Raw genomic sequence first — 25,937 nt, 5'->3', positions numbered from 1 at the left:
AGATATGACACCCCAGTAAATAAACGTGAGGAGACTAACACCCGTAATCCAAAGCTGTGAACATCTTGCGGAAAGTGTGCGTCCGTTCATATCGGCGGACCGCGGGTACCGGGATCAATCTGGAAAAGGCATTCTCACCTGCGGAAAAGTCGGCTGTCGTGCATATTTTGACGGGTTGCCGGGCCGGTGACCGCAGCCGCCGTGGTCGTGGCCGGCGGAGGTGGCGGGATGGTGCGGAGAATATGTTTAGAACACGTTCATTTCGGTTGTGGTCAACCGATCTGGCGCCTTTGGGCCGCTCGGGACGGTCGTTCAACGGCGCCTGGTGGGCCTGCGGTCGCGTCGCGGACGCACTTGTTCAGCCTGAGGTCGGGCGCGTTCCGTGACGGGCTGTTGGACCTGGCGTGAAGGTGGCTCTGCCGGGATCTGGCAGCAAATGGATACAGGGCTTCAGTGGATTACATAATTGCCCGGTCACGTAAATACTCTGTGTGGATCAAAATTTGCCACATCAGTTGTATTTACGACGTTCGCAGGCGATGGTTTGGCAATTGTGTTTGAAATTGATTTGCATCGTCAATATTGAACGCACTCGGGATGGCTATGAATAATGTTGGTAATAAATGAGATTGGCTGATCGTGTAGTCGCATCGTTCGGCTGATCTGCCTGATGGAGCGCTGATCGAGTATTTGTTTCGGGCATACGCTCAATTAAGTGACGTTATTTGCCGAAATCCTTTTCAATCACTGGTCAACTGTCTACCCTTGGTCTATCCATATTCGGGCTAGCGAAGGAGAAGTCATGTCGATCATCCGTTCAACCGTCCTCTTGGGAGCGGCAGTAGCCGGTGCCGGCGCAATCGCGCTGCTCGGCGCAGGCGCTGCTTCCGCCGAATCCGGCATCAACCTCGGGCCCGGCAGCAACGACGGTGTGCTCAATGGCGGCGCCTTCAACACCGGCGTCCTCAATTTCGGTGTCGGAAACAAGGGCATCCTCAACCTGGGCAACGGCAACACCGGCGTCGCCAACATTGGCAATGGGAGCACCGGCCTGGTGAACATCGGCAACGGGAGCGGCGGTGTTGTCACGGTGGGCGACGGGCGCAACGGCCTGCTGAATATCGGCTACTGACCCTCGTACCGAGAAGCCTGAGCACGGCAGCCCTGTGGGTTGCGCGAAACCCCTTGTCGCGCAAACCCACAGGGCTATGCCATGGTCAGACCGGGAACGTCACCCCGGTCAGTTCTTCGGACGCCGCCCACAGCCGCTGCTGCAGCGCGGTGTCATGTGACTGATCGCTCGAGCCGACGACCTTCGGGTGGCCCGTCTGCTGGAACAGTCCGTCCGGCCCGTAGTACTGGCCGCCGTATGCGGCCGGGTCGGTCGCGGCGCGCAGCGTGGGCAGGGCGCCCATGGCGGCACTCTGGAAGAGCCGTTCTGCGATGGGTGTCACGACGGCGGGCGGCAGCGGCACGTGGCGAGCCAACTCGGTGTTCGATCCGCCCGGGTGCGCGGCCAGGGCGACGGTCTCCGCGCCGGTCAGCCGCCGCTGCAGTTCGTACGTGAAGAGCAGGTTCGCGAGCTTGGACTGGCCATAGGCCGCCACCCGGCTGTAGCTGCGTTCCCATTGCAGATCGTCGAAATGGATGGCGGCGCGAATCCGGTGACCCAGGCTGCTGACCGTCACGACGCGGGAGCCGGGCACCGTCAGCAGCTGGTCGAGCAGGAGGCCGGTGAACGCGAAGTGGCCCAGGTGGTTGGTGCCGAACTGCATCTCGAAACCGTCGGCAGTGGTCTGCTTCGGCGTCCACATCACGCCGGCGTTGTTGATCAGCAGGTCGATCGCCGGGTACTCCGATTTCAGCTGTTCTGCGGTCTCCCGGACCGATTGCAGTGAGCTGAGGTCGAGTTCCTGGAGGGCGACGTCGGCGTCGGGGGTGGCCTGCAGGATGCGGTCGACGGCGTCCTTGCCCTTGTCGAGGTTGCGGACGGCGAGTACGACGTGCGCACCCTTGGCGGCGAGTGCGGCTGCGGTCTCGTAGCCGAGCCCGGTGTTGGCGCCGGTGATGACGGCCGTACGTCCGGTCTGGTCGGGAATGCTGGCGGTTGTCCACTTGGTCATGACGGTTCCTCGGTAGCCTGGGCCTCATCCGGGGCGAGCGCCCCGGATGTTTCACATATCCGGAACGGTCGCCCCGTTTCATTTGTTCCCGGGAGCGTGATGATCTGCAAACCGAAGCGGCCGCTGCGTGCTGACGCGGCCCGGAACAGGGCGCGCGTGCTGGAAGTCGCCTATCAAACCTTCGCTGAAGAGGGGCTTTCGGTGCCCATCGACGAGATCGCCCGGCGGGCGGGCGTCGGTGCCGGCACCGTCTACCGACACTTCCCGACCAAGGACGATCTCTACCGCGCGGTGATCGAGGATCGGTTGCAGTCGGTCATGGATGTCGGTCGGGCATGTTTGGTGTCGGACGCTCCGAATGACGCGCTGTTCGATTTCTTGCGGTCACTGGTCCAGTGGGGAGAGACCGATCAGGGCCTCGTCGACGCGCTCGCCGGCCTCGGGATCGACGTCAACGCCCTGGTGCCCCATGTCGAGGATGAATTCCTGGCGTTGCTCGGTGAATTGTTGACGGCGGCCCAGCGCTCCGGCGCCGTCCGCACTGACGTCTCGGTGCCCGAGATCAAGACGCTGCTCGTGGCGGCGCAGGCCGCGCAGCGCTACAACACCGACGCTGCCGAGCGGGTTGTCGAGTTGATGATGGACGGATTGCGACCGCGCTGAGGCGGAAACCGCGGTTCGCGGACGGTGAACGACCTTGCACTCGCCCTAGCTGAGTGCTAAAAACAACCTTGGCACTCTCGATAGGTGAGTGCTAGGTCGGGACAGTGAGGCCGGGGCCGCATCTGCGAGCACAGCCCCAGGTCGTCCGTCGCGGGCGCTGCGCCTGACCAAAGACGTGCAATTCCCAACCGGAGGAATTACTTCGCAATGGCCAAGACAATTGCGTACGACGAAGAGGCCCGTCGCGGCCTCGAGCGTGGCCTGAACAGCCTCGCCGACGCGGTAAAGGTGACGCTGGGCCCCAAGGGTCGCAACGTCGTCCTGGAGAAGAAGTGGGGCGCCCCCACGATCACCAACGATGGTGTGTCCATCGCCAAGGAGATCGAGCTGGAGGACCCGTACGAGAAGATCGGCGCTGAGCTGGTCAAAGAGGTTGCCAAGAAGACCGACGACGTCGCGGGCGACGGCACCACCACCGCCACCGTGCTGGCCCAGGCCCTGGTTCGCGAAGGCCTGCGCAACGTCGCTGCCGGCGCCAACCCGCTCGGCCTGAAGCGCGGCATCGAGAAGGCCGTCGAGGCCGTGACCGCCTCGCTGCTGGCTTCCGCCAAGGCCATCGAGACCAAGGAGCAGATCGCTGCCACCGCCGGTATCTCGGCCGGTGACCAGTCCATCGGTGACCTGATCGCCGAGGCCATGGACAAGGTCGGCAACGAGGGTGTCATCACCGTCGAGGAGAGCAACACCTTCGGCCTGCAGCTGGAGCTCACCGAGGGTATGCGCTTCGACAAGGGCTACATCTCGGGTTACTTCGTGACCGACGCCGAGCGTCAGGAAGCCGTCCTGGAGGATCCCTACATCCTGCTGGTCAGCTCGAAGATCTCGACCGTCAAGGACCTGCTGCCGCTGCTGGAGAAGGTCATCCAGTCCGGCAAGCCGCTGCTGATCATCGCCGAGGACGTCGAGGGCGAAGCCCTGTCGACCCTGGTCGTCAACAAGATTCGCGGCACCTTCAAGTCCGTCGCCGTCAAGGCCCCGGGCTTCGGTGACCGTCGCAAGGCGATGCTGCAGGACATGGCGATCCTCACCGGTGGCCAGGTCATCAGCGAAGAGGTCGGCCTGTCGCTGGACACCGCTGACGTCAGCCTGCTGGGCACCGCCCGCAAGATCGTGGTCACCAAGGACGAGACCACCATCGTCGAGGGCGCCGGCGACGCCGACGCGATCCAGGGCCGTGTCGCCCAGATCCGCGCCGAGATCGAGAACAGCGACTCCGACTACGACCGCGAGAAGCTGCAGGAGCGCCTGGCCAAGCTGGCCGGTGGCGTTGCAGTCATCAAGGCCGGCGCTGCCACCGAGGTGGAGCTCAAGGAGCGCAAGCACCGCATCGAGGACGCCGTTCGCAACGCGAAGGCTGCCGTCGAAGAGGGCATCGTCGCCGGTGGTGGCGTGGCCCTGCTGCAGTCGGCTCCGGCCCTGGACGCCCTGTCGCTCGAGGGTGACGAGGCCACCGGTGCCAACATCGTGCGCGTCGCGCTGTCGGCTCCGCTGAAGCAGATCGCCTTCAACGGTGGTCTGGAGCCGGGCGTCGTCGCCGAGAAGGTGTCGAACCTGCCCGCCGGTCACGGTCTGAACGCCGCGACCAACGTGTACGAGGACCTGCTGGCCGCCGGCGTTGCCGACCCGGTCAAGGTCACCCGCTCGGCGCTGCAGAACGCGGCGTCCATCGCGGCGCTGTTCCTCACCACCGAGGCCGTCGTCGCCGACAAGCCGGAGAAGGCCGGAGCGCCCGCGGGCGACCCGACCGGTGGCATGGGCGGTATGGACTTCTAAGTCCAGCTCTTTTACGGGAAAGCCCCGGCTCGCTTGGCGAGTCGGGGCTTTTTCGCGTCCGCTCACTGGCCAGTTGTTGCACGCATTTCGTAGCTGGCCACTACGGCGCCCACCGCGAGTTGGCTGCTGAACAACCTACGAAGTTGCTGGGAATCTGGTAAATATTTACATACAAGTCAATATTGGGTTCCTTCGCGGCGCTGCATCCTCCAGCTGCCCGACACTTCCGAGGGGGTCGCTTGCCATGAATGCTTCGATTCGGTTGATGCCGACCAAATTGGCTGCGGCGGCTCTGGCCGCCGGAGTGGTCGCGGCGGGCGCATCGCTGGGGGCGGCGGAACGCGCGCTACCGGCCATCGAGGCCAACGTGGTCAACACCTCGTTGATCACCGATGCGCTCGGCAGTGTGGGCTGGTTCGTCGACGGAGTCGCCGCAAGCGTTGTCATTCCGATCGAAGCGGTGGTCTCGTTGCCGTTCGACGCGCTGACCGCCATCGCGGTCGCCGTGCAACAGCCGAACTATGCCGCTTCGGTGCTGAGCTGGCTGGTCAATCGGTACGTCAACCCGGCCGAGTCGTATCCGTATTACACGTTCCCGGCGGATTTCAGAGCGAACGCCATCGGAGGTATCGCCTATGCGCTGCCTTATCCGCTGGGGCCGAGCACCACTGCTCCGGGCGCGATCAACGGCATCGCCGACGGCATCGCCAATCTCATCGGTAGCGCGCTTGGCGGGCTGCCCGATCCGTTCGCCGGCGTCGCCGTGACCGATGCGTTCTGGGCGACCATCCCGGGGCGCCTCATCAGCTCGGTGAATTACGCTCCGTTGGCTCCGGTGTGGGCGCTGTGGGATGTGGCCGACTACGTCGGCTTCCTGCCGTACAACGTGGCCGCAACCATCGAGTCGGCCATCAAATCCCCGCAGGACATTGCCGGCTTGGTCAGCAATCTGGTCTACGGGCTCCTCGGCTCCGACGCGCAGGGCGGACTGGCCGGCTTCCTGATCCACGATCTCGGCTATCCGCTGACCACGCTTCCGGGACCTGTCGGCCAGTTCGCGACCAATTTGGAAGCGAACATCCAGCAGGGGCTCGAGAATCTGCTGTCGAACCTTCCGACGCCGACACCGCCGACCCTGGCCGCGACAACGGCCGCGGGGGTAGGACCGGTATCGACGGCCGCGGTCTCGGGGGTAGCGGCCGGCGACATCCCCGCGGCCAACGGGCCGAGCGCGAACGCCGTCACGCTCTCGGTGCCGGACGTGTCGAAGGCTCCGGACACCTCGAAGGCTGTTGACGCCGCGAAGGTTCCCGACGCCGCGAAGGCTGTTGACACCGCGAAAGTTCCCGACACCACGAAAGCCCCGGAGACCTCCGACGCCCCGAAGACCTCTGACGCCCCGAAGACCCCGGACACCTCCAAGGACCCTGAGACCGCCAAGGCTCCGGAGACAAAGCCGGACACCCAGGGCAGCGCAACCGGCAAGCCGGATAAGAAGGCCGACAAGGTCAAGTCCGGCAACAAGGTTCGGCCGGGTGCCAAGTCTGCGCAGACCGGCGCGGGCAAGTCGACGGCTCCCAGCAGCGTCGACAAGCCGTCAGTGTCCGAGACCGCGGACAAGCCCGCCGGCGGTGCGCATTCCGAATCGACCGGCGCGGATGCAGCTGCCTGACCTTCGCGACGGCTGACGCAGGGGCGTCAGCCGGTGGATAACTCAGGTCTCTTTGAGCGAAACGCAGTCGTGCACGCCTTCGGGGCTGCGATGCAACACCGCTCGCGTCGGTACCACCCGCAGGCCCGCGTCCGTGGCTTCGGCGGTCCCGTCGACGATCAGCGAGTAGCCCGTGGGTTCGCGCGGCGGCCACAGCACCGTCACGACCGGGTGGGCGCCGGCGTTGCCTCGGGTGGTGTTTCCGACGGGTTCGATCGTGAGCGCGCCGCCGCCGAACACCGGGGTCACGGCCACCGTGTGCGGGCGGAAATCATCACCGACGGTGATCAGGAAGCCGAACGGGAAGTCGGCCAGGGTGCCGCCGAGCTTATCGAGATCCACCTTCACGCTCATGACGTCAGGATAGGTCGCCGCAGCCTCAGGCCGGCGCCGCTTGCCGGCCGCGGACCAACCGGCCTGGCCGGGCCGCGGTCGGCACACCGTTCTCCGCGATGATCTCGCCGGACACGATGGTCGCGACGTAACCGTCGGCGGTCTGATCCAGGCGACGCCCACCGGCAGGGAGGTCGTGCGCGATGGTCGGCTTGTGCAACGTCAGTGCGTCATGGTCGATCACGTTGAGATCGGCCTTGTAGCCCACCGCGATTCGGCCGCGGTCGGCCAGGCCCGCAACGCGAGCCGGGACCGACGTCAGCTCCTTCACGGCGTGCGCCAGGTCCAGCCGGCCGGCCGCGCGGTCACGCACCCAGTGCGTCAGCAGGTACGTGGGAAATGAAGCGTCGCAGATCATTCCGTAGTGGGCGCCGCCGTCGCCGAGGCCGAGGATGACGTCGTCGCGCTGGATCAGTTCGGCCACCGTGTTGAGTGACCCGTCGCGGAAGTTGGCGAGCGTCACCAGCAGCATGGCGTGGCCGTCGTCGTCGAGTACCCGGTCATACGCCTCTTCGAGCGGGCTGACGCCGCGGGCGGCGGCCCGTGCGGCGATCGAATCCGACGGTGCCGGTTCGTAATTCGGGGGAGTGCCCAGCGGGAACATGTAGTCCCACGCCTGCGCCGCGAACATCAGCGGGTGGCCGTCGGCGGCCGCGGTGTCGTTCAGAATGCGTTGACGCACTTCAGGCTTGCGCATCTCGGCGACACGTTCGGCCAGCGGGAGATCGGCGATCTCGCGGTACGACGGATACAGCACGAACGGATTGCCGGACAGCTCCAGCCCGATGACCAGACCGATGGGGCGCGGGAAGATCTGTGCCGAGATCGAACCGCCGTCGGTGTTGGCCTTCTCGACCATCCGCAGCGCGTCCTCGAACGTGGCCGGCCCGGCGTTGCCGACGGCCAGGGTGAACGTGACGGGCAGGCCGACGTCGGCCGCCACGTCGAACACGGTTTTCAGGGCGACCTCGTAGTCGCCGGCAAGTAGATCGGGCACGAACTGGATCAGTCCGCCGCCGCCGTCTTCCACGCCGCGGGCGATGGCCTCGATCTCGACTTGCGCCGCGTCGTGGCTCGGGATGGGTTGCCCGCCGGAGGTCTTGTGCAGCGTCAGCCGCGACGACGCGAACCCCAGGGCGCCGCACTCCACGGCCTCGGCCGCCAGCTTGCGCATCAGGGCCAGATCTTCCGCGTTCGCGGGCTCTCGATTTACGCCGCGCCGGCCCATCACGTACACCCGCAGCGGGGAGTGCGGCAGGAACGCGGCCACATCGATATCGCGGCGTCCCGCATCAACCGCGTCGAGGAATTCGGGGAAGGTCTCCCAGGTCCAGGGCAGGCCGTCGACCATCACCACGCCGGGAATGTCCTCGACCCCGGCCATCACGTCGACGAGCACGTCGTGGTCGTCGGGCCGGCACGGTGCGAAGCCGACGCCGCAGTTGCCCATGACCGCGGTGGTTACGCCGTGAGCGGAAGACGGGGTCATCCGATCCGACCAGATGGCCTGTCCGTCGTAGTGGGTGTGCAGGTCCACGAAGCCGGGCGTGACGAGCAGGCCGGTGGCGTCGATCTCGCGGGCGCCGGATCCTTCGACGGTGCCCACCGCGGCGATAAACCCGTCCTGAACTGCGACGTCGCCCCGGAACGGTGCGCCGCCCAGCCCGTCGGCGATGAGTCCGTTGCGAATGACGATGTCGTAGGCCGCGCCCGCTGCGTTCATGTGAACAACGTACGACTCAGGCCCTCATCAGATCTGTGAGTTGGCTTTGAGTTGAAGATTAGAACGGCTAGGCATTGCAAAACCGATGTATCGTGATAGGTACAAGATGCATCGAAACAATGAAAGGAATTGCGATGTTCTCAGCTGGTTTTGGTCCCGGATTCGGTGGGGGCTTCGGCCCGGGATTCGGGGGCTTCGGTCCCGGCGCGGGTGGCCCCGGCGGCCCGGGCTTCGGCGGTGGTTTCGGCGGCGGCTTCGGGCCGGGTGCCGGACACCACTTCTTCCGGGGTCGCATCAAGCGTGCCGCGATTGCGGCGGCCGCGCTACTACAGGAAGGCCCGGCCACCGCCGAGCAGCTCGCGCAGCGGGTTTCGGAGATCACCGACGGCGCATTCACCCCGCCGGTCGACAAGGTCGAGTTCGTCCTCTCGCTGCTCGCGGCTCGTGGCGTGGCCACGGTCGAGGACGGCGTCGCGACGCTGACCGAGTTCGGTGAGCAGCTGCTCGCCTGGCGCGGCGTCAGCAGCGAGACGGTGCAGGCGTTCCTCGGGCAGGCCGGGAAGTTCGGCGACGTCATCAAGCTGCGCAAGGATTTGTTCGAGCTCGCCGGGCTGGCGCGCACGATCAAGTTCACCGGCAACGACGCGCAGAAGGCCGACCTGTCGGCAGCTGTCACGACCCTGTCCGCAGCGGTCGCCGAGGCCAAGAAGGCGCTCTACCGCACCTTGGCCGACAACTGACCGACGACTGAACAATCGCCAGCGGCGGGCCTTCGGGTTCGTCGCTGGCGATGTTGTCGGTGCCCCGTGGCACGATCGGGGCATGATCGACCATTTCGGTATCAACTGCAGTGACTGGGCCAAATCTCAGCAGTTCTACGACGGAGTACTCGGTGTGCTCGGGTTCAGCCGGCAGATGGACTTCGGAATCGCCATCGGCTACGGCCGCGACGGCAAGCCGGACTTCTGGATCGCCGATGCCAGCGCTGGGGAGGCGTCGGGTCCGAACCGCGAGGTGCACTTTGCTTTTCAGGCCGCCGATGTCGATGCGGTGAGCGCATTCCACGACGCGGCAGTCGCACTCGGTGCCGAGTCCTTGCACGCGCCCCGGCTCTGGCCCGAATACCACCCCGGTTACTTCGGTGCGTTCGTCCGTGACCCCGACGGCAACAACGTCGAGGCGGTCTTCCACGGCGCGGCCGGATAGATGTCTGACACCGCGGCGGCGCGAGAACTGTTGCGCGACTCGTTCACTCGGCTCATCGAGCACGTCGACGAGGTCACCGACGGCCTCTCTGAAGAGGTGTCGTGTTGGCGTCCGACGCCGGAGGCCAACAGCATTGCGTGGCTGTTGTGGCACAGCGCGCGGTGCCAGGACATGCAGCTGTGCGACGTCGCGGGTGTCGAGCAGGTGTGGACGAGTGAAGGCTGGGAGCAGCGGTTCGCGCTCGACCTGCCGCACAGTGATGCGCCCGGCTACGACATCGGGTACGGCCATACTCCCGAAGATGTCGGCAAGGTGCGGCCGCCGGTCGAGTTGTTGGTCGGCTACTACCGCGCGGTGCACAAGGTCACGCTGGAGTACGTCGCGACCGTCACGCCGGCGGAGCTCGAGCGCATCGTCGACCGACGCTGGAATCCGCCGGTCACCGCGAGCGTGCGCCTGGTCAGCATCGTCGACGACTGCGCGCAGCACCTGGGTCAGGCCGCGTACGTGCGGGGCATCGCCGCGCACAGATGACGGTCGAGAAGTTCGTCCGCTGGTGGCCGCCGGTCGGGCTGGCGATGATGGCCCTGTTGGGGTGGGGCGTCGGCACGGGCTCCACGCCCGTCGACGACGTCTTCCAGCATGCGGGACGGGCCGGTCAGCCGTATTCGGGCTGGCTGCTGTTCTTCACGGATCCGCGCGTGCTCATGGTGATGCTGGTGATCGCGGTGGGAATCACGTTGTGGCAGAAGCGCTGGCGCCTCGCCGCGGTCATCGCGCTGACGCCGCAGTTGGCGGTGTTCGTCGAGCGCGGACTCAAGGAGCTGTTCGGCCGGCACAAGGGCGGGGCACTGGCCTACCCCAGTGGGCACACGGTTTTGATGGTGACCGTGCTGGGCGTGATCGTCGTGGCGGCCGGGGCGGTGTTGTGGACCCGGGTGCTGGCGGGCGTCTTCGTCCCGCTGGGCATGCTCGGTCAGGCCTTCACCTACCACTACTTCACCGACACCCTGGGCGCGTTGCTGTTCGGGTCCAGTGTGGTGTGCCTGGCTGCTCGCCTGGCCACGGCTAAAGCTCCGCCCGCGGTCTATTGAGGCGCGGCCGCGATGCCGCCGGGGCGATTTTTTGACACGCGTCAAGCCGGGTGCGACCCGCGTCACACCTGGTCGTTACCATGGCCGTATGACCGCTACGTCTGACGTCCAATCGCCCGGTTCCGGCACCATCTACGACCCCGCCACCGGGGCCATCGCTGGGACCGTGCGCTGGACGGACCCGGCTGACGTACCACGGATCGCCGCGGGCCTGCGAGCCGCGCAGCGAGAGTGGGAGGCCCGCGGGCCGCAGGGCCGGGCGAAGGTGCTGGCACGTTTCGCGGTGTGGCTCAACGACCACCGCGACGAGATCGAGACCCTGCTGGTCCGTGAGACCGGCAAGTCGATGGTCGACGCCAAGGCCGAAATCCCGCTGGCGATCCTGATCATCTCGTACGTGGTCAAGACCATGGAGAAGGCGCTGGCGCCCGATACCCGGCCGGCCCCCATGCCGATGCTGTCGGTCAAGAAGATCACCGTGCACTACCGCCCGCGTGCGGTCGTCGGTGTCATCGCGCCGTGGAACTACCCGGTGGCCAACGCGCTGATGGATGCCATCGGGGCGCTCGCGGCCGGCTGTGCCGTGCTGCTCAAGCCGTCCGAGCGGACCCCGCTGACCGCCGAACTGCTGCTGCGCGGCTGGACCGACTCCGGTGCACCCGAGGTGCTGGCCCTGGCGCAGGGTGCCCGCGAGATATCCGAAGCCGTCATCGACAACTCCGACTTCATCCAGTTCACCGGCTCGACAGCCACCGGCCGCAAGGTCATGGAGCGCGCGGCCCGTCGTCTCACCCCGGTCAGCCTCGAACTCGGCGGCAAGGACCCCATGATCGTCCTCGAGGACGCCGACGTGGAGCTGGCCGCGAACGCCGCGGTCTGGGGCGCGATGTTCAACGCGGGGCAGACCTGTGTGTCCGTCGAGCGCGTCTACGTGCTGGAGCCGGCCTACGACGCGTTCGTCGACGCCGTCGTCAAGGCCGTGCAGAACCTCAAGGTGGGCGCCGGCGAGGGCTACCACCTGGGCGCGCAGATCGACGCCAGCCAGGTGGACATCACCGAGCGGCACGTCAACGAGGCCGTGGCGGCCGGTGCCCGGGCGCTGACCGGTGGCAAGCGCCCCGACGGCCCTGGCAGCTTCTACCCGCCGACGGTGCTCGTCGACGTCGATCATTCGATGGCGTGCATGACCGAGGAGACGTTCGGCCCGACGTTGCCGATCATGAAGGTCGCCACGGTCGGTGACGCGGTCCGCCTGGCCAACGACAGCCAGTACGGGTTGAGCGCCACCGTGTTCTCCGGCGACGTGCAGCGGGCCAAAGATGTTGCACTGCAGCTCGACTGCGGTGCGGTGAACATCAACGACGTGCTGGCCAACCTGATGTGCACCACCGCCCCGATGGGTGGCTGGAAGACGTCGGGCATTGGCGCGCGCTTCGGCGGGGCCGAGGGCATCCGCAAGTTCTGCCGCCAGGAGACCGTGGTGGAGCCGCGCACCAGCAAGGGCACCGGCGGCAACTACTACCACAACTCGATGAAGGCCCTGGCCCGCATGAACAACGTGCTGACCAAGGTGTCGCTGATCCGGTCGAAGCGCACCGCCAAGTAGCACCTGGTGTTCACCGTGACGTCACCGCCAGGTTCGGCCCGGCGGTTACGTTCACCCGGTGACCCTCGACACCGCTGCCGTTGACGGCTACGCAGTCCGCGATGATGACGACGACGATCCTGAACTGGTGCTGGTGCACAGCGGAGAAGTGGTCGACACCTGGCGTGAGGGCTACCCGTACGAAGACCGGATGAACCGGCAGGAGTACGAGGAGCAGAAGCGTCTGCTGCAGATCGAGCTGCTGAAGCTGCAGAAGTGGAGCCAGGCCAACGGGCTGCGGCACGTCATAGTCTTCGAAGGCCGCGACGCCGCCGGCAAGGGCGGCACCATCAAGCGGTTCATGGAGCACCTGAACCCCCGCGGCGCCCGCGTCGTCGCGCTGGAGAAGCCGACGGAGCGGGAACGCACCCAGTGGTACTTCCAGCGGTACGTCACGCACCTGCCGGCCGCCGGCGAAATCGTGCTGTTCGACCGCTCCTGGTACAACCGGGCCGGTGTGGAACGCGTCATGAGTTACTGCACGCCCAAGCAGCACGCTGAATTCGTCCGCCAGGCACCGCTTTTCGAACAGATGCTGGCCAACGACGGCATCAGCCTCACCAAGCTGTGGTTCTCGGTGACCCAGGCCGAGCAGCGCACCCGGTTCACCATCCGCCAGGTCGACCCGGTGCGGCAGTGGAAGCTGTCCCCGACGGACCTGGCCTCGCTGGACAAGTGGGACGCCTACACCGCGGCCAAGGAAGAGATGTTCGCCTGGACCGACACCGAGGTCGCGCCGTGGACTGTGGTGAAGAGCAACGACAAGAAGCGTGCCCGGATCAACGCCATGCGCCATGTTCTCGGTAAGTTCGATTACGACAACAAGGACCATGAGGTGGTCGGACACGCCGACCCGCTGATCGTGGGACGGGCGCTGTCGGACTGAGGCGGCGCCCACCAACGTAGGAGGGCGCTTGCGATTCGTCGCGACACTGCTGTTGTGGCTGGTCACCACCGTCGCTGTGGCGGTGGCTGTGCCGGTCTGCTGGGCGCAGCACACACTTGTCGACCGGGGCGGCTACGTCGCCCTGGCGACCACGGCAGCCAAGAACCACGAGCTGCAGAAGGCCACGGCCAGCGAGCTGGGCATCCAGATCAACAAGCTGGCCACCAGCGCGGGATATGACCTGAGCACCAGCACCATGTCGAGTGCCGCCGGTCTCTACACCTCCAGCTCGGTGTTCCCGGGCCAGTTCGGCACCGCCAACGGCTTTGCGCACGACTGGCTGTTCACCGACACCATGGCGCATTCGGATGCGTCCGGCCGCTGGACCATCGATCTGTCGCCGATGCTGTCGGACCGGTCGTTCAAGGCGACGCTGTCGGCGCTGGGCATCCGCGTGCCGTCGAAAATCGAAGTACCGATTACCGATTCGGCCCAGTCGGTACGGCCGGGCCAGTTCCGGGCCGCGACGACGTGGGGACCGTGGGCGCGGATCGGCATCTGCGTGCTGACGGGCATCTTCGCCCTGCTGACACTTGCGGTGACTCGCTCCCGCGGAAAAACCGTTGCCGCCCTCGGTATCTCGACCATGATCGTCGGTGCCGCCGGCTGGGCCGGGATCGAGGCGGGACGGCGCTACATCAACGACGGGCTCAACCGCACCACCGGCAACGTCCGTCAGGTGGCCGACGTCATGGTCGATACCGCCATCGCCAACGCCCATGAGTGGCTCAACATCACCCTGGCCGTCGGTGGCGGACTGGTGGTGCTGGGCGTGCTCGTGACGCTGCTGGGCAACCTCGGCCGCCGGGTGGTCCGCAAGCCCAAGCCCGTGGCGGCCGCCTCCTGACAGTGATTTGTGCACGAAAATCCGCGGGCGGCGCGGAAAATCGTGCACAAATCACGCCCCGACGGTGCGCTCCAGGAACGAATACACCAGCGCGGCCTTGAACGCTGCCTGCGAGTTGTCGGCGGCCCCGCCGTGTCCGCCCTCGATGTTCTCGTAGTAGTTGACGCGGTGGCCGACGGCCTCGAGTGCTGCCGTCATCTTTCGGGCGTGGCCAGGATGCACCCGATCGTCGCGCGTCGAAGTGGTCATCAGTAGCGCCGGATAGGTCCGCTCGGCCGAAATGTTCTGGTACGGCGAGTACTTCGAGATGAACTCCCAGTCGTCGGGGTTGTCCGGGTCGCCGTACTCGGCCACCCACGAGGCTCCGGCGAGCAACAGGTGATACCGCTTCATGTCCAGCAGCGGCACGCTGCACACCAGAGCGCCGAACAACTCCGGATACCGCGTCAGCATGACGCCCATGAGCAGCCCGCCGTTGCTGCCGCCCTCGGCGGCGAGTTGTTCGACGGTGGTGATGCCGCGGCGCACCAGATCGGCTGCGACCGCGGCGAAGTCCTCGTAGACCAGGTGGCGGCCCTCGCGCATCGCCTGGGTGTGCCAGCGCGGGCCGTACTCACCGCCGCCGCGGATGTTGGCTTCGACGTAGGTGCCGCCCTGCGTCAGCCACAGCCGGCCGAGCACCCCGGCATAACCGGGCAGCATCGACGACTCGAAGCCGCCGTACCCACTCAGCAGCGTCTTGCGCGGCTCGGTGACGCCACGTTGTCCCACAACGAAATACGGGATGCGGGTGCCGTCGGCGGACGTCGCGAAATGCTGCGACACCTCGACCTCGGAGGCGTCGAAGAATCCCGGGGCCCGCTTGATCTCGGCCACCGCGCCGCCGGCGTGTCCCCACAGCAGGCGTGACGGACTGTCGAATCCGCTTGAGTCCAGGAAGATTTCGTCGCCGTACTCATCGACGTCGACGATGACGGTGGTGGCGTGCTTCGGCACGCCCGGAATGTCCTCGCGCACCCAGGTTCCGGGGGTGACCAGTTCGATGTGGCCGATGACGTCGACCAACGTCTGCAGCAGCAGCCGGTCGCGGGTCCACGCGAAGTTCTGCATACTGCTGTGCTCGTCGGGCTCGAAAACCACACTCAGATCCCGGTTTCCGGCCAGGTAATCGTCATAGCGGGCGGCCAGCAGTGTCCCCGCCGCGTAGGTCTTGTCACCGACCGCCCACTCGACGCGCGGCCGGATCAGCAGCCATTCGCGGTGGATGGAGATCGCGGCATCGGTGGGCACATCGATGCGGATCAGCTCGTCGCCGCGGACTTCGTAGCGTTCGCGGTTGAAGAAGTCGGTGGACTGCGACACCATCAACCGCTCGAAACCCGGTGTGCTGTCGTAGCCCGCGCCGACACTGACGTCGGACGCCGCGCCTTCGAAGATCGTCACGGCCTCGGACAGCGGCTGTCCGCGGTGCCACCGCTTGACGATCCGCGGGTACCCCGACTCGGTCATGGCGCCGGGCCCGAAATCGGTGCCCACCAATACCGTGTCGGCTGTCTCCCAGGAGACGCTGGACTTGGCTTCCGGCAGGTTGAATCCGTCGTCGACGAATTGCCTTGCCTCCATGTCGAACTCGCGGACCACCGAGGCGTCGGCCCCACCGCGGGACAGCGCGATCAGGGCGAGGTTCAGGCCGGGCTCGATGACATCGGCACCGGCCCACACCCAGTTCTCGTCTTCGTCGGCCGCGAGCTTGTCGAGGTCGATCAGCACGTCCCACTCGGGGGCGTCGGTGCGGTAGCTGTCGAGCGTGGTGCGCCGCCACAGCCCACGGGGGTTCTCGGCGTCGCGCCAGTAGTTGTAGAGCAGCTCGCCGCGCCGCCGGACGTACGGGATGCGGGCATCGGTGTCCATCACCTCGAGGGCGTCGGCGCGCATCTGCTCGAACCGCTCGCCGCCGAACTCGGCGATCGTCGGGTCGTTGTGCTCGCGCACCCAGTTCAGCGCGTCGTCGCCGGTGATGTCCTCGAGCCACAGGTAGGGATCGGCTTCTGGGGCGAGCGGAGCGACGGGATCGGCATCGGCGGGGCCGAGGGAATCAGAAGTCACCCGGACATTCTTACCCTCCGGCGTAGGGTGGCTGCATGCCATCACGGGCACTGATCACCGCCGATGCCGCCGAACTGCTGCGCAGTCTGCAGAACCAGCACGGGCCGTTGATGTTTCATCAGTCCGGCGGATGCTGCGACGGGTCGTCGCCGATGTGTTATCCCGACGGCGATTTCATCGTGGGGGACCGGGACGTGCTGCTTGCGGTGCTCGACGTCGGAGCCGACGGCGTACCGGTGTGGATATCGGGCCCGCAGTTCGAGGCCTGGCAGCACACGCAACTGATCATCGACGTGGTCGCGGGCCGGGGCAGCGGGTTCAGCCTGGAGGCGCCCGAAGGTAAACGCTTCCTGTCGCGCGGGCGGGTGTTCGCCGAGGCGGAGAACGCCGAGCTCGCGGCCCAGCCGCCCATCGTCGGCGCCCAGTACGCGCAGGGCGCGCGGCCCGTCCGGGACGGCACGCTGATCGTCGACCGCGCCGAGGAGGCGTGCCCGCTGCCGGGAACGTAGCCGGTTGAATCGGTCTCCCGCCTGCCAAGCACCGCTCGCCTATAAGGTGTGCATGTGACTCACTATGACGTCGTCGTTCTCGGAGCCGGTCCCGGCGGATATGTCGCCGCCATTCGCGCAGCCCAGCTGGGGCTGACCACCGCCATCGTCGAACCGAAGTACTGGGGCGGCGTCTGTCTCAACGTGGGATGTATCCCGTCCAAGGCCCTGCTGCGCAACGCGGAGCTGGCGCACATCTTCAACAAGGAAGCCAAGACCTTCGGCATCAGTGGCGAGGCCAGCTTCGACTTCGGTGCCGCGTTCGACCGCAGCCGCAAGGTCGCCGAGGGCCGCGTCGCGGGCGTGCACTTCCTGATGAAGAAGAACAAGATCACCGAGGTTCACGGCTACGGCACCTTCACCGGACCCAAGTCGATGTCGGTCAAGCTCAACGAGGGTGGCACCGAGGAGCTCACCTTCGACAACGCGATCATCGCGACCGGTTCGTCGGTGCGGCTGGTGCCCGGCACCTCGCTGAGCGAGAACGTCGTCACCTACGAGAAGCAGATCATGACGCGGGAGCTGCCCGGCTCGATCATCATCGCCGGCGCGGGCGCCATCGGCATGGAGTTCGCGTACGTGCTGAAGAACTACGGCGTCGATGTGACGATCGTCGAGTTCCTGCCGCGCGCGCTGCCCAACGAAGACGCCGAGGTCTCCAAGGAGATCGAGAAGCAGTACAAGAAGCTCGGCGTCAAGATCCTCACCGGCACCAAGGTCGAGTCGATCACCGACAATGGCTCGGACGTGACCGTCGTGGTGAGCAAGGACGGCGGCACCCAGGAGCTCAAGGGCGACAAGGTGTTGCAGGCCATCGGTTTCGGCCCCAACGTCGACGGCTACGGCCTCGAGACGACGGGCGTCGCGCTCACCGACCGCGGCGCCATCGCGATCGACGACTACATGCACACCAACGTCCCGCACATCTACGCGATCGGTGATGTGACAGCCAAGCTGATGCTGGCGCACGTGGCCGAGGCGATGGGCGTGGTGGCCGCCGAGACCATCGCCGGCGCTGAGACCATGGCGTTCGGTGACTACCGCATGATGCCGCGCGCCACGTTCTGCCAGCCGCAGGTCGCGAGCTTCGGTCTCACCGAGGAGCAGGCCAAGGCCGAGGGCTACGACGTCAAGGTCGCCAAGTTCCCGTTCACCGCGAACGGCAAGGCGCATGGCCTGGCCGACCCGACCGGCTTCGTGAAGCTGATCGCCGATGCCAAGTACGGCGAGCTGATCGGCGGGCACCTGATCGGGCCTGATGTGTCCGAGCTGCTGCCCGAGCTGACGCTGGCCCAGAAGTGGGATCTGACCGTCAACGAGCTGGCCCGCAACGTGCACACCCACCCGACGCTGTCGGAGGCGCTGCAGGAGGCCATCCACGGCCTGGCCGGCCACATGATCAACTTCTGAGTCGGTCTTGCGCGCGAATGTTGTTGCCGCGATAGGCGGTTTGGTCGTCGGCCACATGTTGTGGCTGGTGGCCATCTCACTCGCGATGGACACCACCAGGATCAGCTTCTGGGTGCTGGTGATGTCCGGCCTGGTCTTCGTGGTGGCCGGTGCCGCCGTGTTCTTCGCTCGAAAGTTTCAGGAGCGCAAGGCTTTTGCGAAGTCCGCGTTCCTGTGGTGCCTGCCCGTCGCGCCGGTTTTGATGACGCTGGCGGTACTCGGAGTCACCTACCTGTAGCCGAGCGGTCAGTCCGGGAAGTCGAGCGGAATGCGCAGGGTGGCGATGGTCGCCGCGAGCCCGTCGTATTGCGCTGCCAGCAGGCAGAATTCGATGAGCTGCTTGCGGTCCAGGTATGACGCCAGCGATTTCCACGTCTGATCGGACACCGACCGGGTGATGACGAACTCGTCGGTGGCGGTGATCAGGACGCGCTGCCGGTCGGTCAGGCCCTCGGCGTCCGGGCCTTCGAAAATCCGGGCTTGCGTCTCGGCGTCGACGCCGCGGCTGCGGGCCAGACGACGGTGCTGCTGCAGCTCGTACTCGCTGCCGCGCAGATGCCCGACGCGCAGGATCACCAACTCGGCATCCTTGAGCCCCAGCTTGCTGCGGCCCAGCAGCATGCCGGAGTAGGGGAGGAACGTCAGGAACAGCAGATGATGCTGGCCGAGGACGTTGAAGAGCGCGAACCTCGGGGCCCGGATGGTCTTGGCGCCGATCTTGGCGATGACCCAGTTGAGCGGGCCCAGTTCACGGAAGCCGCCGGGTTCGATGCGGGCCGGCTCGATGCTGTTCACAATTCCCGAGTCTGGCACAGGCGGGGCGGTCGTAGGGTCGAGCAATGGGGTGGAAACGGGTGGGGGCCGTGATTTTCACGGCTGCGTTGATGGTGGTCAGTTGTAGTGACCGTGTTATAGATGTGGCGATATCGCGAGCCGCTGACCACCCGCTGCTGCGTTATCTGCCGACGTTGGCCGACGTGCCAGGAATGGTCGAGGTCGGCTACGAGGTGCCACGCAATGACGAATTTTCCGCACAGCGGCGAACCGAGTGCTCGCGGTATCCAGAACCGGGTGACCCAGACGGGCCGCAACTCACCGCGCGCTACTGGGACCGCCTTGATCGCGACGGCCGCTTGATCAACGTTGACCTGTGGCGAACCCGCCCCGGCGAGAACGTCGTCGACGAGATGGCGACTTGGGGGACCCGCTGCGCGACCTACCGCGACGTCTACGGCACCTGGGCTGTCCAGACATTCCGCAATATCCCCGGAATGCCCACCGACGCAATCCAATTCGACACCACCCAGACCACGGGTGACAAGTATTGGAGGCCATCCAACGACGGCCCCGACAGCCGAACTGTCGTCGTGGCCCGAGACGGAGTCGTGCTGCGGGTGAGGTTCATTTCCCGGGGTCCTCTGGGAGCGACGGTCCACGACATAGCCCAATTGGTCAACGGCTTCGTCCAGCGTGCTGCCGAGCAAGCCTCTGACACAATCCAGACGTCCAGCATCGCGTCGCGGCCCGCGGCGCAGCTGTCGGCACTGGTCATGACACCACCGGACAAGAGCGGCAGCCGAGTGGTGCGACTGTCAGCGCAGCCGCGGAGCGACGCGCCTGCGGACTGCTCCGCCGACCCACTGTCGTCGCACCGACCGGGTGCCGATCCATTGGTCGACGCGCTCGACGTCGTGACGGTCTTGCGCGAGCACGACGGGTTCGACGGCATCACGGCGGTGAACGACTGGGTCAAGCGTTGCAGCGCACAGCCGTTCGCGCCCGAGGTCTGCGCTGACAAGGCGAATGAAGCCCACCTCGAAACCACGCCGCCGGTGCGGATCGAGGGTGAGGTGGTCACTGGTTACCAGGGGGTTGTGCTCGGGGAGAGCTATGTGAAGACCACGAAGTACTGCCAGCCGGATTCTGTGGTGGCCCAGATGGTCCGGGTGCGCGGAGTCTTGTTGCGGGCAGCGCCCTTGGTGGTGCAACGCGCCGAAGGCGAGGACCAACATCGAGCGCGCCAGCGCGCGATCGATGATCAGCGCAAAGAGCTGGCCTACGTCATCCACCGGGTGCAGCGGGCGCAGTGACGTAGCCAAGTCGCAAATTGGTCGCAAATTGCTGGTAGCGGCGTCTGACGACCTATCGTCTATGGCGTGTTCACTGAGCATTCACCCTTTCTTAAGGAGGGTGTACCGCCCCGGACGAAGGTCGCGATCGGCATTGCGCTGGTCGCGACGTTCATGTGCGCGCTGCAGGTCACGGCCATGCTGTGCGGTTTCCGGGGCCCGCTCGAGCGCCTGATCAGTGCCTACGTCGGAACCCCGGCTGGGTTCACGGTGCCCTGGGCTGCGTTGGTGGTGGCCCTGGTCGCAGTGCCGCGCGAATACCGGTTGCCGATCGCGGGCACCGCGCTAGGGCTCGACGTGCTCTTTGTCGTCGGCCGGGAGTACGTCGGTCTTCCTGCTGCGATGGGCAGCGGTGCGCTGGTCGTGCTCACCGGGCTGGGCGTATCCGCATTGACGCGGTGGACCGGCTCGCAGCGCGACACCGCGCTGAAAGGCGTCGCCACCGGTCTGCTGCTCGTGCTCGCCACCAAAGCCGGTGACGCCTGGCTGACCATCACGTCGCTGACGCGCCCCACCGTGCTCGATGAGTTCGCAGTGCGGGCCGACGTCGCCCTCGGGCAGCCGTCCTGGGTGCTGGGGCAGTTGGTCCAGCACCATTCGGTGCTCTACTTCCTGCTGCACTGGGTGTATCTCGAACTGTCGGCCGCCGCGACCGTGGTGGCCATCTATCAGCTACGGAACGTGACCACGGGTGGACGGTGGCCCCGGCACTTCGTCGTCAGGACCTTCCTCGTGCTCGGTCTGATCGGCCCGCTGATCTATCTGATGTTCCCGTTGGTGGGGCCCACCTACGCGTTCGGCTCGGCCGGTGGCGGATTCCAGGTCGGCGACTTCTGGCCGGCGCTGCTGCCGCCGGTCGACGGCACCGCTGTGCCCATCGCGTTCGACACGTCGACCCCGCGTAACTGCATGCCGTCACTGCACACGGCGTGGGCGCTGGCTGTGTTCATCCATTCCCGGTCGGGACCGCGGTGGTTGCGCATCGGCGGCACGTGCTGGCTGGTGGGCACCCTGGCCGCGACCCTGGGCTTCGGCTTCCACTACGGCGTCGACCTCGTGGTCGGTGCGGCGTTGTGCCTGACGGTCGAATCGGCGCTGCGGGAACCGGTCCGGCCAACTGCGCATGCCCGACTACGGCTGATCGCCGGTGGCGTGTCCATCATCGTCGGTCTGATGCTGTGCGTCCGCTACCTGTCGGACTGGATGGCGGCGTACCCGATCATGTTCGGGCTGCTCATCATTTGCGCGTTCGCGACGCTGGTCTATGGCTTCTACGGCACGTTCTTCTCGCGTCCGGGCGCCTCTGCGCCGGCGATCGAGCGTTTGACTGGCGAGGAGTCAGAAAGTCCGACTGTCTGAGTCGTCGTCACACGTGGGGCAGCCACGTAGTGCCCTTGGTGGACATGACGAATCCGCGTCCCTGAGAATCCTTGCACGCGGTGGTGCGCTTGTCGTCGACGCCGCAGGTCACGCCGTTGACCGTGAGAGTGTGCAAAGGCGGCAGGGTTTTCAGGGCCGGCGTGCGGGCGATGGGCGCGTTGGTGGTGTCCAGAGCCGAGTTGGTGGCAATGGAATTCACCCCCGCGGCAGCGGGCGGTACGCCGGGGAAGTTGTTGCCCGTGCAGCCCGCTGCGGCGGGAACGCTGAAGGCGCAGGTGATTCCGTCGGGCGTCAAGAAGACGACCTGCGTCGCACGGTGTCCGGGTGTCGACGCGTCGACCTGGAAGCCGGCCACATCGACCGGGGTGTAGTTGGCCAGATCCGGGAATCGCATTGTGTCAGTACTGGATTCGGGTCGACAGCAGGCGAACGCGACGAGCACAAACGTAGCCGGTGCCACGCGCCTGATCATGGCGTGCCGACCGCATTGACGATCACTTGCTGTGAATCGTAGGGCGCCCCGAGCGGTTCGCCTGCGGCATCGCATCCGGTGTTCCATTGGCTGACGACAAGGTTGAGGTTGGCCAGTGTCGACCCTGGGACGACGTAGCCGCCGTAGGGCTGAAAGATGAAGTTGGGTGCCGCCGGGGTGTGTTGTTGTGCCGCAACGATCACCGGCACCGATCCCGCGAACAGCCGTGTCGGGTCGGTGCTCACCCGGACCTCGACTTGCCAGACGTTCTGGCTGCTGTTGAACGCCGCCAGCACGACCTGCCCGCCGACCTCACGCAAGCTGAGCTCACCGAAGGTCTGCTGCCCACTGAGGACGCGGGGCTCGTCTTCCTTTGTGCCCCAATCAGTTCCGGTCCATGGCTGCCAGGAATCCCGGTCCGTGACCGTTGCCGGTGACACCCGGTACAGCGTGACGCCCCGGCTGCGATCGAAGCAATTGCCGACGATGTACACCATGCCGTCACCGGCGAGATAGCCACTGACCTGAGACGGCGCGGCATCGCCCGGTCGCCATGAACCGGGCACGGCCGGCCAGCCGGCCGCTGGATCGTCGTTGACCTCGATCAGCCACGAACCCGCGGTCGGAATCAGGGCGGAGGTACCGGCGACCAGCATGTAGGTCGTGTCGTCGACCACGATGGCGCCGCCGGGCAGGGTGCTGGTATCGGCATCGAGTTTCAGTGCTTCGGCGGGCGGCGGGAACAGGATGTTCGGCGCGCCAGGGCCTCCGGTTCGGTTGAAGGGACTGCCGTAGATCGCGCGGCCGTCGTCGTCCCAACCCGCAATCGGCACGGCGACCGAGCGGTAGTGGTCGCAGTCGGGGCCACCGACCCGGTCGCCCCTGAACGAGTCGCCGAACACCGACACCAACCGGCCATTGGGCAGTGCGATGATCTCGCCGAGGTCTGCCGCGCCGATCCCGGGAATCCCGCGGCGCGCTCCGGTGCCGGCGATCGGGCCGAGGTTCCTGACCGCGCCCGGTGCCACATCGGCGCCGTGGCCGGGCCGGGTACCCGACAGTGCGGTGGCTACGGGGTAGAGCGTCGAAGGCAGTCCGTGCCCAACCCGGGCTGGTGCCTTTGCTCGACGTCGGAACAGGCGCTGGACGCGGCGGCTCAGGCAGTTCCCCATGGCGTCATGTTAGGTGCGAACCGACCGACTATCCCCGCTTCACCACATACGGCGTCACGGTGCTGCGGTGTTCGTCGAGGTCCAGTGCCCGGCCCAGCGCGGGGAAGGCCCGCTGCGGGCAGTTGTCCCGCTCGCACACCCGGCACCCCGAGCCGATGGGCGTCGCGGCCCCGCCGGACAGGTCCAGCCCCTCGGAGTAGACGAGCCGATTGGCATGGCGCAGTTCGCAACCCAGCCCGATGGCGAAGGTCTTGCCGGGCTGGCCGTACCGCGCGGCCCGTCGTTCCACGGTGCGCGCCACCCACATGTAGTTGCGGCCGTCGGGCATCTGGGCGATCTGCACCAGCATCTTGCCGGGGTTCGCGAACGTCTCGTAGACGTTCCAGAGCGGGCAGGTGCCGCCCGACGAGGAGAAGTGAAAGCCGGTGGCGGACTGGCGTTTCGACATGTTCCCGGCCCGGTCGACCCGGACGAACGACAGCGGCACCCCGCGCATCGACGGTCGCTGCAGTGTCGATAGTCGGTGCGCGATGGTCTCGTAGCTCACCGAGTGGTAGGCCGACAGCCGCTCGACGTCGTAGCGGAATTCCTCTGCGACAGCGTGGAATTGACCGTAGGGCAGCACCGCGGCGGCGGCGAAGTAGTTGGCCAGCCCCATGCGGGCCAGCTTCACCGACTCCTCGCTGGTGAAATTGCCTTCGGCCACCAGGCTTTCCAGCAGGTCGCCGAATTCCAGGTAGGCCAGCTCGGCGGCCAGCTTGAACACATACTGTCCCGACGACAGGTGGCCACCGATCTCCAGCGTCCTGGTCTCCGGGTCGTAGCGGTGCAGCACGTTGTCACCGAGTTCGAGTCGCTGCACGATGCGCACGTGGTGCACGCGGCTCAGTCGCTCGGCCAGCTCGCGCGACAGTTCGGACCGGCGCATGTGCATGCGGAGGATGAATTCCTCGGCCGCGGTGTCGAGTTCGTGCAGGTAGTTCTGCCGCGTGTAGAAGTAGTCGCGGACCTCTTCGTGCGGCATGGTGATGGCGCCGCTGCCGCTGCCGTCGGAGAACCGGTCCTCGGTGGCGGCGGCCAGCTGTGCGGTGGACAACCGGTAGCGGCGGTGCAGATCGACCATGGCGCGGGCCATCGTCGGGTGGGTGCTGACCAGGTCGGCGATCTCGGGGATGTCGACGTCGACGCCCAGATCCCGATCCATCAGCGCTTCGCGTAGTTCGGCGACCAGCCGGGTGTCGTCCTGGGAGGCGAAGAACGTCGCGTCGACGCCGAACACCTCGGTGATCCGGAGCAGCACGGCGACGCTCAGCGGCCGTACGTCGTGCTCGATCTGGTTGAGATAGCTGGGCGAGATGTCGAGCATCTGCGCCAGCGCGGCCTGGCTGAAGCCGCGTTCGCCGCGGAGCTGACGCACCCGGGAGCCAACGAAGGTCTTCGCCACGAATACAGCCTAACAATGATGTGAATACCGCCTTCGCAGAATTGGCAAATTGGCGCTGTGGCAGGATCGGGCCCGCGGGTGAGTTGGGCGATCCAGCCGAGTGGACCCGCCGGGAAAGGGACACCATGACCACCGCGGAGACCGCCGAAAAGACCGTCGAAAAGGCCACTGCCACACTGGCAACGGGGCTGGCCAAGGTCCTGATGCCGGTCCCTGAAGGTCACCCCGACGTGTTCGACACCAGCTGGCCGCTCCGGATGGCCGACGTCGATCGGGACGGCCGACTGCGGTTCGACGGCGCCTGCCGGCACATCCAGGACATCGGCCAGGACCAGCTGCGCCAGATGGGCTACGAAGACGTCCACCCCGCCTGGGTCGTCCGGCGCACCATGGTGGATTTGATCCGCCCCATCGAGCGGGGCGACATCCTGCGACTGCGGCGCTGGTGTTCGGGCACCTCGAACCGGTGGTGTGAGATGCGGGTGCGCATCGACGGCCGCAAGGGCGGGCTGATGGAATCCGAGGCGTTCTGGATCAACATGAACCTCGAGACGCAGGGGCCGGCGCGGATCTCGGACGACTTCCTGGCCGGTCTGAAGCGGACCGCCACCACCGATCGGCTGCGGTGGAAGGGCTACCTCAAGGCCGGCGGCCGTGACGATGCCACCCGGATCGTGGACTACCCGGTCCGCGTCAGCGACATCGACCTGTTCGACCACATGAACAACTCCGTCTACTGGTCGGTGGTCGAGGACCACCTGCAGACCTATCGCCCCGAGCTGCTGGAGGCACCGCTGCGGGTCACCATCGAGCACGACGCCGCGGTGGCCCTGGGGGAGCGGTTGGAGATCATCACGCACGAGTACCCGGCCGGATCGACGGACAAATTCGGTCCCGAGCTGTGTGACCGCGGTGTTACAACGCTCACATATGTCGTCGGTGACGAGGTCAAAGCGGTCGCCTGCCTGTTCGCGCTCTGAGTGCGCCGATTTAACAGTACGAGCGTACTGACCAGCGCATATCGGTTACCGTCCGGTAGCTTCTGAACCGGTC

General features: G+C 66.3%; 25 protein-coding genes. 17 read left to right on the top strand and 8 right to left on the bottom strand.

Annotation, left to right across the window (positions count from 1 at the left end; genetic code table 11):
- Positions 1-802 precede the first annotated feature (802 nt).
- Positions 803-1,132 carry a pentapeptide repeat-containing protein gene (locus tag AC1U2B_RS16675; RefSeq protein ID WP_480217598.1) on the top strand — a complete coding sequence of 110 codons (330 nt, stop codon included), beginning with the start codon at positions 803-805 and terminating at the stop codon, positions 1,130-1,132.
- Between the two features lie 85 nt (positions 1,133-1,217).
- Here AC1U2B_RS16675 and AC1U2B_RS16670 read toward each other — a convergent pair whose 3' ends face one another.
- On the bottom strand, positions 1,218-2,123 hold the full coding sequence (locus AC1U2B_RS16670) for an SDR family NAD(P)-dependent oxidoreductase (protein ID WP_480217597.1): 906 nt from the start codon (positions 2,121-2,123) through the stop codon (positions 1,218-1,220).
- A 102-nt stretch (positions 2,124-2,225) separates the two neighbouring features.
- Between AC1U2B_RS16670 and AC1U2B_RS16665 the strand changes: the two genes are divergently transcribed.
- From AC1U2B_RS16665 to AC1U2B_RS16655, 3 genes are all read left to right on the top strand, one after another.
- Positions 2,226-2,786, top strand: a complete 561-nt coding sequence (locus AC1U2B_RS16665; protein ID WP_480217760.1) for a TetR/AcrR family transcriptional regulator — start codon at positions 2,226-2,228, stop codon at positions 2,784-2,786.
- A 207-nt stretch (positions 2,787-2,993) separates the two neighbouring features.
- Entirely contained in the window at positions 2,994-4,619 is a 1,626-nt protein-coding gene (gene groL / locus AC1U2B_RS16660) for a chaperonin GroEL (RefSeq protein WP_043401237.1), read from the top strand.
- A gap of 265 nt (positions 4,620-4,884) precedes the next feature.
- Entirely contained in the window at positions 4,885-6,291 is a 1,407-nt protein-coding gene (locus AC1U2B_RS16655; protein ID WP_480217596.1) for a hypothetical protein, read from the top strand.
- 42 nt (positions 6,292-6,333) lie between these two features.
- Here AC1U2B_RS16655 and AC1U2B_RS16650 read toward each other — a convergent pair whose 3' ends face one another.
- Both AC1U2B_RS16650 and AC1U2B_RS16645 read right to left on the bottom strand, forming a co-directional pair.
- Entirely contained in the window at positions 6,334-6,684 is a 351-nt protein-coding gene (locus AC1U2B_RS16650) for a pyridoxamine 5'-phosphate oxidase family protein (RefSeq protein WP_480217595.1), read from the bottom strand.
- Positions 6,685-6,709: 25 nt separating this feature from the next.
- Positions 6,710-8,446, bottom strand: a complete 1,737-nt coding sequence (locus AC1U2B_RS16645) for an N-acyl-D-amino-acid deacylase family protein (protein ID WP_480217594.1) — start codon at positions 8,444-8,446, stop codon at positions 6,710-6,712.
- Positions 8,447-8,580: 134 nt separating this feature from the next.
- Between AC1U2B_RS16645 and AC1U2B_RS16640 the strand changes: the two genes are divergently transcribed.
- The 7 genes from AC1U2B_RS16640 to AC1U2B_RS16610 all read left to right on the top strand — a co-directional run bounded on the left by AC1U2B_RS16640 (position 8,581) and on the right by AC1U2B_RS16610 (position 14,184).
- Complete coding sequence (locus AC1U2B_RS16640; protein ID WP_260936862.1) at positions 8,581-9,186, top strand: hypothetical protein; 606 nt, start codon at positions 8,581-8,583, stop codon at positions 9,184-9,186.
- An 82-nt stretch (positions 9,187-9,268) separates the two neighbouring features.
- Entirely contained in the window at positions 9,269-9,652 is a 384-nt protein-coding gene (locus tag AC1U2B_RS16635; protein ID WP_043984863.1) for a VOC family protein, read from the top strand.
- Positions 9,653-10,186, top strand: coding sequence for a mycothiol transferase (locus AC1U2B_RS16630; protein WP_480217593.1), 534 nt, complete (start codon positions 9,653-9,655; stop codon positions 10,184-10,186). It begins immediately after the preceding gene.
- Positions 10,183-10,746, top strand: a complete 564-nt coding sequence (locus AC1U2B_RS16625; protein WP_480217592.1) for a phosphatase PAP2 family protein — start codon at positions 10,183-10,185, stop codon at positions 10,744-10,746. Before AC1U2B_RS16630 ends, AC1U2B_RS16625 begins: the two co-directional genes overlap by 4 nt.
- An 88-nt stretch (positions 10,747-10,834) precedes the next feature.
- The gene (locus tag AC1U2B_RS16620) at positions 10,835-12,352 is read left to right on the top strand and encodes an aldehyde dehydrogenase family protein (RefSeq protein WP_480217591.1); all 1,518 of its coding nucleotides are present in this window, start codon (positions 10,835-10,837) and stop codon (positions 12,350-12,352) included.
- A gap of 58 nt (positions 12,353-12,410) precedes the next feature.
- A complete protein-coding gene (gene ppk2 / locus AC1U2B_RS16615) occupies positions 12,411-13,277 on the top strand; it encodes a polyphosphate kinase 2 (protein ID WP_480217590.1) in 867 nt (288 codons plus the stop codon).
- Positions 13,278-13,305: 28 nt separating this feature from the next.
- Positions 13,306-14,184 (top strand): hypothetical protein, encoded by an 879-nt coding sequence (locus AC1U2B_RS16610; protein WP_480217589.1) that lies wholly within the window; start codon positions 13,306-13,308, stop codon positions 14,182-14,184.
- A 51-nt stretch (positions 14,185-14,235) separates the two neighbouring features.
- Here AC1U2B_RS16610 and AC1U2B_RS16605 read toward each other — a convergent pair whose 3' ends face one another.
- Positions 14,236-16,332 carry a prolyl oligopeptidase family serine peptidase gene (locus AC1U2B_RS16605; RefSeq protein ID WP_480217588.1) on the bottom strand — a complete coding sequence of 699 codons (2,097 nt, stop codon included), beginning with the start codon at positions 16,330-16,332 and terminating at the stop codon, positions 14,236-14,238.
- Between AC1U2B_RS16605 and AC1U2B_RS16600 the strand changes: the two genes are divergently transcribed.
- The 3 genes from AC1U2B_RS16600 to AC1U2B_RS16590 all read left to right on the top strand — a co-directional run bounded on the left by AC1U2B_RS16600 (position 16,326) and on the right by AC1U2B_RS16590 (position 18,525).
- Complete coding sequence (locus tag AC1U2B_RS16600) at positions 16,326-16,799, top strand: DUF779 domain-containing protein (RefSeq protein WP_260936875.1); 474 nt, start codon at positions 16,326-16,328, stop codon at positions 16,797-16,799. The two genes, AC1U2B_RS16605 and AC1U2B_RS16600, sit on opposite strands and share 7 nt — an antisense overlap.
- Before the next feature lie 54 nt (positions 16,800-16,853).
- Positions 16,854-18,248, top strand: a complete 1,395-nt coding sequence (gene lpdA, locus AC1U2B_RS16595; protein ID WP_480217587.1) for a dihydrolipoyl dehydrogenase — start codon at positions 16,854-16,856, stop codon at positions 18,246-18,248.
- 67 nt (positions 18,249-18,315) lie between these two features.
- Positions 18,316-18,525 (top strand): hypothetical protein, encoded by a 210-nt coding sequence (locus AC1U2B_RS16590; protein ID WP_480217586.1) that lies wholly within the window; start codon positions 18,316-18,318, stop codon positions 18,523-18,525.
- 8 nt (positions 18,526-18,533) lie between these two features.
- Here the strand turns inward: AC1U2B_RS16590 and AC1U2B_RS16585 are convergent, their stop codons facing one another.
- Positions 18,534-19,082 carry a carboxymuconolactone decarboxylase family protein gene (locus AC1U2B_RS16585; protein WP_480217585.1) on the bottom strand — a complete coding sequence of 183 codons (549 nt, stop codon included), beginning with the start codon at positions 19,080-19,082 and terminating at the stop codon, positions 18,534-18,536.
- Between the two features lie 122 nt (positions 19,083-19,204).
- Here AC1U2B_RS16585 and AC1U2B_RS16580 point away from each other — a divergent pair, with 122 nt between their 5' ends.
- Positions 19,205-20,377: a hypothetical protein gene (locus AC1U2B_RS16580; protein WP_043401286.1), complete on the top strand. Its 1,173-nt coding sequence runs from the start codon at positions 19,205-19,207 to the stop codon at positions 20,375-20,377.
- Between the two features lie 66 nt (positions 20,378-20,443).
- Entirely contained in the window at positions 20,444-21,775 is a 1,332-nt protein-coding gene (locus AC1U2B_RS16575; RefSeq protein WP_480217584.1) for a phosphatase PAP2 family protein, read from the top strand.
- Between the two features lie 7 nt (positions 21,776-21,782).
- Here the strand turns inward: AC1U2B_RS16575 and AC1U2B_RS16570 are convergent, their stop codons facing one another.
- From AC1U2B_RS16570 to ramB, 3 genes are all read right to left on the bottom strand, one after another.
- On the bottom strand, positions 21,783-22,190 hold the full coding sequence (locus tag AC1U2B_RS16570) for a hypothetical protein (RefSeq protein WP_480217583.1): 408 nt from the start codon (positions 22,188-22,190) through the stop codon (positions 21,783-21,785).
- Positions 22,191-22,264: 74 nt separating this feature from the next.
- On the bottom strand, positions 22,265-23,440 hold the full coding sequence (locus tag AC1U2B_RS16565; RefSeq protein WP_480217582.1) for a DUF4185 domain-containing protein: 1,176 nt from the start codon (positions 23,438-23,440) through the stop codon (positions 22,265-22,267).
- A 28-nt stretch (positions 23,441-23,468) separates the two neighbouring features.
- Positions 23,469-24,884, bottom strand: coding sequence for an acetate metabolism transcriptional regulator RamB (ramB, locus tag AC1U2B_RS16560; protein WP_260936893.1), 1,416 nt, complete (start codon positions 24,882-24,884; stop codon positions 23,469-23,471).
- A gap of 125 nt (positions 24,885-25,009) precedes the next feature.
- Here ramB and AC1U2B_RS16555 point away from each other — a divergent pair, with 125 nt between their 5' ends.
- Entirely contained in the window at positions 25,010-25,864 is an 855-nt protein-coding gene (locus tag AC1U2B_RS16555; protein WP_051955251.1) for an acyl-ACP thioesterase domain-containing protein, read from the top strand.
- The last annotated feature ends 73 nt before the right edge of the window (positions 25,865-25,937 follow it).

It is taken from the genome of Mycolicibacterium sp. P4_G11 (assembly GCF_056555145.1).
This window is presented reverse-complemented; position numbering and strand designations above follow the sequence as displayed.

What these genes read in the sequence shown, in the direction of transcription:
- AC1U2B_RS16605 (WP_480217588.1), bottom strand. Translation starts at nt 16,332, where the DNA reads ATGGCATGCAGCCACCCTACGCCGGAGGGTAAGAATGTCCGGGTGACT.
- AC1U2B_RS16555 (WP_051955251.1), top strand. Translation starts at nt 25,010, where the DNA reads ATGACCACCGCGGAGACCGCCGAAAAGACCGTCGAAAAGGCCACTGCC.
- groL (WP_043401237.1), top strand. Translation starts at nt 2,994, where the DNA reads ATGGCCAAGACAATTGCGTACGACGAAGAGGCCCGTCGCGGCCTCGAG.
- AC1U2B_RS16570 (WP_480217583.1), bottom strand. Translation starts at nt 22,190, where the DNA reads ATGCGATTCCCGGATCTGGCCAACTACACCCCGGTCGATGTGGCCGGC.
- AC1U2B_RS16565 (WP_480217582.1), bottom strand. Translation starts at nt 23,440, where the DNA reads ATGGGGAACTGCCTGAGCCGCCGCGTCCAGCGCCTGTTCCGACGTCGA.
- AC1U2B_RS16625 (WP_480217592.1), top strand. Translation starts at nt 10,183, where the DNA reads ATGACGGTCGAGAAGTTCGTCCGCTGGTGGCCGCCGGTCGGGCTGGCG.
- AC1U2B_RS16670 (WP_480217597.1), bottom strand. Translation starts at nt 2,123, where the DNA reads ATGACCAAGTGGACAACCGCCAGCATTCCCGACCAGACCGGACGTACG.
- AC1U2B_RS16600 (WP_260936875.1), top strand. Translation starts at nt 16,326, where the DNA reads ATGCCATCACGGGCACTGATCACCGCCGATGCCGCCGAACTGCTGCGC.
- AC1U2B_RS16635 (WP_043984863.1), top strand. Translation starts at nt 9,269, where the DNA reads ATGATCGACCATTTCGGTATCAACTGCAGTGACTGGGCCAAATCTCAG.
- AC1U2B_RS16645 (WP_480217594.1), bottom strand. Translation starts at nt 8,446, where the DNA reads ATGAACGCAGCGGGCGCGGCCTACGACATCGTCATTCGCAACGGACTC.
- AC1U2B_RS16655 (WP_480217596.1), top strand. Translation starts at nt 4,885, where the DNA reads ATGCCGACCAAATTGGCTGCGGCGGCTCTGGCCGCCGGAGTGGTCGCG.
- AC1U2B_RS16650 (WP_480217595.1), bottom strand. Translation starts at nt 6,684, where the DNA reads ATGAGCGTGAAGGTGGATCTCGATAAGCTCGGCGGCACCCTGGCCGAC.
- AC1U2B_RS16630 (WP_480217593.1), top strand. Translation starts at nt 9,653, where the DNA reads ATGTCTGACACCGCGGCGGCGCGAGAACTGTTGCGCGACTCGTTCACT.
- AC1U2B_RS16620 (WP_480217591.1), top strand. Translation starts at nt 10,835, where the DNA reads ATGACCGCTACGTCTGACGTCCAATCGCCCGGTTCCGGCACCATCTAC.
- AC1U2B_RS16640 (WP_260936862.1), top strand. Translation starts at nt 8,581, where the DNA reads ATGTTCTCAGCTGGTTTTGGTCCCGGATTCGGTGGGGGCTTCGGCCCG.
- AC1U2B_RS16675 (WP_480217598.1), top strand. Translation starts at nt 803, where the DNA reads ATGTCGATCATCCGTTCAACCGTCCTCTTGGGAGCGGCAGTAGCCGGT.